Source organism: Leptolyngbya cf. ectocarpi LEGE 11479 (assembly GCF_015207065.1).
Taxonomy (GTDB): Bacteria; Cyanobacteriota; Cyanobacteriia; order Phormidesmidales; family Phormidesmidaceae; genus Leptothoe; species Leptothoe ectocarpi.
This window is the reverse complement of sequence record NZ_JADEXP010000313.1, coordinates 1-7,663: the sequence shown is the minus strand read 5'-3', so window position 1 is coordinate 7,663 and position 7,663 is coordinate 1. Positions and strand designations below refer to the sequence as shown.

Genomic DNA, 7,663 nt, shown 5'->3' with positions numbered 1-7,663 from the left:
AACTAGGCCAGTGTACATTACGGCGAATGGTGCCCTTGGCCTAGACCCGATGGTAGAGCTGTTGAATCGTGCGGTCGGCTTGCTGTAGCTGGGTTAATGCTACCTGTAGCTGGTCTAGCTCATGCTGGCTTTGATGTTCTTGATCCTGCTTTTGAGCCAGCAAGGTTTCTAAATCACCCTTACGGGCTTTGATGTCGGCATCTAAGCGACCCATGACGGACCGCTCGTAGTCGCGAAAGTACTGAACAATGGCAGAGTGGATGGGCTGCTGTTGTTGGGCGGCGATGCGGGGTAAATGGGTGCTCAGTTCCTGACGGGCGGCTTGGACCAGGGCTCGGCGGGTTTGGTCGACTTGAAAGGCACCGATGCCCAGGCTGGCAATGCCGAGGGTAATGGGACCGGCGATGGTACTAATCAGACTGGAGGCCAGCAGGCTAGCGCCGACGGCGGCTACTAGGTTGATCAAAATGCTCTGCAGGTCAATGCTGGCGAGGACGGCCTTGACTTCTGGTGTGTCGGTGGGCTGGTTGAGGGCATCGATGGCCCATTCTGCCCAGCTGGGTTGGCCGTTGTCGAGGGGCAGCTGGACTGACTGACCGCTAAGGGTAGTGAGGATTTTCTGGGTGACCTGGGTGTAGGAAGTGCCATAGTGGGCGGCGCGTTGGGAGAGTGTCCGGAAGGCGCTGCGCAGGGTGGGCTCCAGGGTCCGGCTCCAGCGTAATAGCTGATCGTTAAGATAGCGCTGGAAGGCGGTTTCGAGGGCTTGGTTAAACTGTTGACGACCGGCAGGACTCACGAGATCGATCAAGGAGAGATCGGGCTGGTAGGGGGCAAAGTCTTTTTCAAAGGTGGTTTCTAGGTTGAGGATGAAGTCTTTAAAGGCGGTGGTGGTAGCAGTGGCGTTGCGATCGCAGCTCTCTCGAATCTCCTGCTGAAACTGATCGCGAATGCTCACCAGCTGTTCAAAGACCGGAGCCAGCTGCAAAATAGACTGTTTTAGCTCAGTCACACTCTGATCTAGCAGCGTGTGTCGCAGCTCCACTTTTTCAGTCAGTTCCGCCAGCATTCGCTGGGATAGAGCCACCACAGGCTGAAACTCAGCCCTGGCTCGTTCATGGTTCAAAAACTGATCGAGCGTAGCCAAAAACCGCGCAAACCCTGGATCGCCAATGGGAGCCTCCGGTACCTTAATCCGCTGACGCAACACCTGTAGGGCCGAAATAGGAAAAACTCGCTGGTCATAGTTGTCACAATAGGCTTTAAGCGTATTGTGAAACACCCGATGCAGACGCGCTTCGGCCTGAGCAAGTTCGTCCGGATCCTCTGGGTCTAGCAGACTCTCTTGGATATGATCCCAAGCATTGAGCAAGAAAAACAGCGACAGCCCTTTATTCTGCAAGTAGTTACTCAAATAGCGCCGTTCCGCCAGAGTGCAAGGCTGGGTGGCCCGCAGCACAAACAAAATCGCATGACAGTTTTGGATATAGCCTAGGGAAAGCCGATTGCGCGCTTCGGTATCATTGAGGCCAGGGCTATCGACTATTTCCACCCCGTTTTGCAAGAGGGGCAGCGGGTAGTGGATAACCGCATGGCTAACATGGCCAAAGGGCGTCGCTCCATCCGGCTGACGCGTCTCCGCCGGGTCAATGGTATAGCGCTGGGTAAATGTCGCAATATCGAGCTGTTCAGAGGTATTATCGCTAAAGTAAACCGTTGCCTGGGGTACAGGACCGTAGCGTAAAACGGTCAGCAACGCCGTGCAAGGATTCACATTGCTAGGCAACAGCGATTCTCCCAGAAGAGCATTGAGCAAGGTACTTTTGCCCCGCTTCATATCACCTAGAACCATCAGACGAAACACCCCTTGACGCAGACTTTGGCTGGCAGCAGAGACATCAGCCAGGGGTTGAGTCAGGTCAAAGGTGGCCTGGAGGGGTTGAAGACTCTCAGCCATCACATCCAGCTGAGTTGCCAGCGCTTGGCGCAGATCGGCGGTTTGGGAAAGATGCGGTAACAGGGACATAGCAGCAGGCGGTCCAGCCAAATATAAGCTTTGGATCGTATAAACTCTAGGTAAATTGTGACCTGATCGCCGCCATTAATCAACGCGGGGCAACGTCACCTCAAAGGTTGTTCCCTGGCCCACCTGACTGTTGCAAGCAAGGGTGCCATGGTGCAGTTGTAAGCAAGCATTAACCACCGATAACCCCAGACCCGTACCGGCAATATCCCCCACATTCGTCCCCCGGTAAAACGCTTCATAGAGCCGCACTTGGTCCGCCTCTGAAATGCCAATCCCCTGGTCTTGCACCCGAAAGATAAAGCTATGGGCATGGCAGATCACCGTCAAAGCCACCTGAGGATTAGAGCCAGAGTATTTAATCGCATTAGACAGTAAATTGGTTAAAATCGCCCGCAGCAGCTGCGGGTCGAGATAGGCTTTTTGGCCGTCACCAGCTATGGTAAATGCTATCTCCGGGGAGGTTTCAAAACTAAACTGAACTTCTTCGATCAGCTGCTGGCAAAACTGCTGTAGATTTAGTAGCTCAGGTGCAAACTGGAGTTTGCCAGATTCAGCTCTAGATAGGGTCAACAGATCATTTAAGAGCTGGTTCATACGTTTGGCCGCCGCCCGGATCCGTTCAGAAATCCGGTGGTGGTGATCAGCCAAAGCACTGGCTTCTAACGTTTGGGCCGAGAGCAAAATGGTACTCAAAGGAGTACGCAGCTCATGGGAGGCCATGGAGAAAAAACGAATCTTAGCCTGGCTGAGTTCTCGGGTGCGAACAATTTCTGCCTGGGCCTGGAAGAGATAGCGAGCCACGATGATGGTTAGCAACAATCCGATAATTAATGTCGATAGAGCACTCCATGGAGTAGATGTCGGGTAGTTAACCGCCGGGATAAAGGTAACGGCCCACTGCCGACCTCCAGTGGTCAGGGCATAGCTACAGTCATTGATAGGACAGGGCCTGAGTCTACCCACCGGCTCACTGTCCGTCGTCACTGTCTGTGTGAGTGCATCATAGCGACCTAAAAACTGTTGGGGTGCCGCTGCACTCTGGTCGCTCAGGATAAAGTCAATGTTGTAGTTGAGGGTTTCCAAGGACTCCTCCACTACATCAGAGACTCGAAAAACACCCAGGAGATAGCTGCGCTCTTGAGGGGAAGATGAGGACTGATCATGTAGCGGTAAAAAGACAAGAAACCCAAACTGATTTTTGTTTTCCTGCACCAGGCGAATGCGACCGGACGCCGCAATCTTCCCCGTGTCACGGGCCGTTTTAAGAGCCGTTCGGCGAGTAGGATCAGAGGTAAGATCATAGCCAAAAGCCAGTTCGTTGTCTGCAAAAGGCTGTAGATAAGTAACAGGAATATAATACCCACGAGATGAGGCCCGCACTAGCCCGCCGCGACTTTCTCGCTCGGTAATCTGAAATTCGGGATAGCCTTCGGCCTGGATACGTGCTTCAAACGCATCGCGACTTTGCGCAGAGACGACAGGAGCCCATTCTAGGGCTTGGATACCGGGGTAAGTGTTGAGTGCCCGTTGGACAAAGTGGTTAAATTCCGTGCGAGAAACGGTTTGCTCTGAAACAGAATAAAAGTCTCCCAGGGCAAGGAGAATATCAGTATAGCGATTGATACTACGCTGGAGGGCAGTGGTCAGATTATCCGTTTGGCGCTGAAACTGAAGGCGATAGTTGGCACGTTCCCAGCGGGCGACAGCAAGGGTAGCTACCGTGGATAGGCCAGTTCCTAGGAGCAGGGTAAAGATCACTAGCGTAGGACGAGGAATGCGCACAATCAATAGAAAATCTCTGGTGCTAGTTTCATCTGAGTATAATGCTGCCTTGGTGAAGGGAGGGGGTCTGACATTATAGCTCAGTACTCTGAACGGGACCAAATGCCGTCAATGTGGTCAGCAATTCTCAGTATGAGATTTTTGCATCGAAACTGGCTCCTAAAGCTCAGTTTCCCGAACCAAAAATCAGGCTTGTAGCCACTTGCTATTCTCAAAAATAGGAATTTTATAGGTCAATATTGTCATACTGAGAATTGCTGCAATGTGGTCGTCATATTAGTCACTTTCATGGATTTAACGAAGCGCTTCGGCTGCGTCACCTTCCCTTATTTGAAGTGCCTGTATACATAGAATTGCGACCCAAACGTTATCTGTGTGATGAGTGCGAGGGAACCCCGACGACAACGCAACGGCTCAGTTGGGACAAGCCACGGAGTCCCAATACCAAAGCCTATGAAAAATGGCTGCTTCGGATGTTGATCAACTCGACAGTTTCGGACGTTGCTCGCAAGTTCAACCTCAGTGATGAAACGGTCAATGGCACTCTACTTTCTTGACGGACTCAATAGTGGCTTTGTAGAAGGGTTCAATAACCGAGTCAAAGTTCTAAAACGACGATGCTATGGCATCTTTGATGTAGACCACATCTTTAAACGACTCTCTCTCGATATCAATGACTATGAGTGGTTCCCAGCACCTTCAACACTATATCTAGTAACAACTACGGGAATTATGGTAGAGCCGTTTTTTTCCACTATTGCGCTCCTGGCATGAAAAAGCTCGATGGAACTTTCTTTAGCGTAATCTCCGTATCGTTATTGTTCATTCTATCTTGCTACCCAGTTTGCAGCTCTCACCAGCCTACTTAAAACAGCCTCTACCCCCTCTGGGATTTATGGCACTCATCTACGTAACTATCTAGCTCTTTTGAGAGTAGAACAAAGTCTAGCTACCGCGTTTAAACACGTGATCTCTTCTGAAGACGGTGTCGAACTAGATGCTGTTACTATGTATTGCCTAGAAAGCCTTGGGCTAATAACAGTAAAAGGCTATCAGGCCGTCCCCAGTTGTGAAGTGTATCTCACGTATTTCCAACAGCAGTTAAGCTTTTAAAGGCCAAATCATTAAGTTATTTTAACTTCATATACTTCACTCTATGCTACTCATTGGTCTGCCTAAAACCGACTTTTCCGTCTTTACTTTTTCCATCCGCTTTGATTAGATACTTGGGCTAGTCACAAGAGGTGATCTGATAGTTTTTTAAATCAAAAAAGTTCTCGATCAAAGGTTAGTTCGTATCGGATTTTTAACCGCTTTAGGATACTAGGGGAAGATTTTTTCGGGTGTCCGCAAATAAGAAGTTTTGTGTAGCCACAATCTATAGTTCAAAAATAGTTCAAAAAAAATAGATAATACATAATGCGTAAAGTTATTTTATAATGCGTAAAGTTATTTTTGTCAGAATTCACGCAGTAATTGCAACGGGTATTATTGCGATATCTTTGGTTGCCGGGTTGCCAGTATTTTCCCAAGAGGCGGAAGGTGAAACGGAATCTACCGAAGAGCAATCTATTTTAGTTGAGTCCACCATTGTAGGAGATGTTGATCCAGCTGCAGCTATCACGATAGAAGATCTAACAATCCCGATTGATCAGCTTGAGTTATTTGTCAAGCCTTTAACATTAGAAGAATTACAGGTCGAAGCCGCCGCCTGGTTCTTAATCCTGAAAGATAAAGTTCAAGAAATTAGTCAGACCGAAATTGCCATCAAGCGCCAAAATGTGGCCATTGCCTCCCAGGAAGAAGCGGCCCAGGCCGTGACAGAGGCAGAAGCGGCTCTGGCTGAGGCAGAAGCGGCTTTGGACGAGGCTTCACCCGGAACTCCTGAACATGAGCGGGCCACGGAAAAGCTGGAAGCCGCAAAGCAGTCTCTCCAAGAAGCTAACCAGGCCGTTGAGGCAGCCGTTGAAACCGGTGAAGACTTAGAAGAAAACGAAGCGCTACAGGCAACCCTGGAAGAAGCTGAGAGTGAGGAAGAGATCACCGCTGCTCGGCAAATTTTAGAGGAAGCTAGAAGAGAAAGAGATGGGCTGACTACTGGATCTGCAGCCCATGATGATGCCACAGAAAAGATTGATGCCTTAGATCAGGCGCTTATCGACTTGGAATCAGCGGAGGAGGAGCTAGAAGAGGCCGTTCCGGACTCACCCGAATATCAGGAACTCTCTGCAGTGGTGGAAGCGGCCAGAGCCACCGTGATTGAGGCTGCCGAGGCTATCTCTGATGCGGGGTTAGCGCCTGGGGAAACTGCTGAGGAAGGAGCAATAGAGTCTGAAGAGACCGAATCAGCTCTGGATGAAATTGCTGCTGATATTGAATCAGCAGAAGAGCAGGCCGATGGGGATGCCATTGAGACCGAAGCGACGGAAGTGCAGGCCGATGACGAGGTAGCAGTAGCCACCGCCGAGACAGCAGAAAACTCTGGAGAGCAACTGGAAGGTGTGGCCGAGGAACTTGAGGCTGTAGCCGAAGCCGAGTCAGATTTAAAAAATCAGCTGGTTGTGAATGTCACGAACCTACAGGGAGAGCGAATAGCAATTGTTGATCGCTTCACCGTAGTTTTAGATGCCCTAGACCAAAAGGGTGGCGACACCACCTCCTATCGCAAGTACGTTGAGGTCGTCAGTGGGGTTGAACTTGATATCACGGATACTGAGGGACTAGGCGTCCGACTGGTTAGCTGGCTGAGATCTGAAGAAGGAGGACTACGCTGGGGGCTAAATCTGGCTAAATTTGTCGGCATTTTACTAGCCTCGGTGATCGTTTCTCGTTTACTGGCCAGGGTCACGGATCGCGTGCTGACTCGCATTGGTGGAACCTCCGCTCTATTTCGTGATTTTGCCGTGATATTGGTTCAACGCGGTGTACTGGTAGCCGGTGCGCTGCTGGCACTGGCCTCGCTAGGGGTGAGCTTAGGCCCTGTTTTGGCACTGGTTGGGGGTGCGAGTTTTGTGTTGGCCTTCGCGCTCCAAAGCAATTTGGGTAACTTTGCCAGTGGGCTGATGCTGCTGGTGAATAAGCCCTTTGATGTGGGTGATGAAGTGAAAGTTGCCGGGTATTGGGCCTATGTGGACTCGATTTCCCTAGCGAGTACCAAGCTTAAGGACTTTGGTGGAAGTATAATCACGCTACCCAATAATACGGTTTGGGGCAGTGACATTATTAACTACACCCATTCCGATATTCGTAAGCTTGGGTTAGCCATTCATATCAAGTTCTCTCAAGATCTCGATAAAGTTCTGGCCATGTGGCTAGAGATGACCGCTTCCCATCCGGAGGTTTTAGAAAATCCTAAACCTGGTTTCTTCCCTTGGAATGCCCATTATGACTACTACATTGGGGTAAACCTAACAGCTTGGTCAAATACTGATGTCTATTGGGATGTCTATGTTGACTTGCTCAAATCGTTGCAACAACGTCTCGATGAATTTGGGATTGAGTTAGCTGCACCCCAACAGGATATTAATCTTCATCAAATTCCTGCGGAAAAATTAGCTGCTCAAGGATTTTCCTCACCACCTCATCTACCGTCTTAAACGGCTCAAGCATCCTCTTCAAGTTCGTCGGATTAAAAAATGTTCCAGTTGTTGGATTAAGCGTTTGAGCAGAAATCATAGCTTTCGGTGCGTCTCTTACGCCTAGTAATTAAAAGAGAAATTTTATGCTGACAGAACAAGATAGTTATCGGTTGTTGATGTCTTGGAATAATCTTGCTGAAGGTTATCCCCAAAACAAGTGCATCCACCATTTGTTCGAAGAACAGGCACAAAGAACACCCGACGATAGAGCTGTAGTATT

The 7,663-nt window shown here is 49.7% G+C and carries 4 protein-coding genes and 2 pseudogenes; 4 read left to right on the top strand and 2 right to left on the bottom strand.

Annotated elements, in window-relative coordinates; genetic code table 11:
- Positions 1-40 precede the first annotated feature (40 nt).
- Together IQ260_RS24010 and IQ260_RS24005 are read right to left on the bottom strand one after the other, a co-directional pair.
- Positions 41-2,023: a dynamin family protein gene (locus tag IQ260_RS24010; RefSeq protein WP_193995608.1), complete on the bottom strand. Its 1,983-nt coding sequence runs from the start codon at positions 2,021-2,023 to the stop codon at positions 41-43.
- A gap of 75 nt (positions 2,024-2,098) precedes the next feature.
- Positions 2,099-3,805 (bottom strand): CHASE domain-containing sensor histidine kinase, encoded by a 1,707-nt coding sequence (locus IQ260_RS24005; protein WP_322745038.1) that lies wholly within the window; start codon positions 3,803-3,805, stop codon positions 2,099-2,101.
- A gap of 260 nt (positions 3,806-4,065) precedes the next feature.
- On the opposite strand from IQ260_RS24005, the pseudogene IQ260_RS24000 reads away from it, so the two are divergent.
- The 4 genes and pseudogenes from IQ260_RS24000 to IQ260_RS23985 form a co-directional block, all read left to right on the top strand.
- Positions 4,066-4,353 (top strand): annotated as a pseudogene (locus IQ260_RS24000) (helix-turn-helix domain-containing protein); the annotation flags it as partial.
- Positions 4,331-4,579: a transposase gene (locus IQ260_RS23995; protein ID WP_228016393.1), complete on the top strand. Its 249-nt coding sequence runs from the start codon at positions 4,331-4,333 to the stop codon at positions 4,577-4,579. The pseudogene IQ260_RS24000 and the gene IQ260_RS23995, both read left to right, overlap by 23 nt.
- A gap of 114 nt (positions 4,580-4,693) precedes the next feature.
- Positions 4,694-4,918: pseudogene (locus tag IQ260_RS23990) on the top strand (AAA-like domain-containing protein); the annotation flags it as partial.
- A gap of 326 nt (positions 4,919-5,244) precedes the next feature.
- On the top strand, positions 5,245-7,401 hold the full coding sequence (locus IQ260_RS23985; RefSeq protein ID WP_193995605.1) for a mechanosensitive ion channel domain-containing protein: 2,157 nt from the start codon (positions 5,245-5,247) through the stop codon (positions 7,399-7,401).
- Positions 7,402-7,663: the final 262 nt, after the last annotated feature.

Excerpts from the sequence above, each read along its gene's own strand:
- IQ260_RS24010 (WP_193995608.1), bottom strand. The coding sequence starts at position 2,023 with ATGTCCCTGTTACCGCATCTTTCCCAAACCGCCGATCTGCGCCAAGCG.
- IQ260_RS23985 (WP_193995605.1), top strand. The coding sequence starts at position 5,245 with ATGCGTAAAGTTATTTTTGTCAGAATTCACGCAGTAATTGCAACGGGT.
- IQ260_RS23995 (WP_228016393.1), top strand. The coding sequence starts at position 4,331 with ATGAAACGGTCAATGGCACTCTACTTTCTTGACGGACTCAATAGTGGC.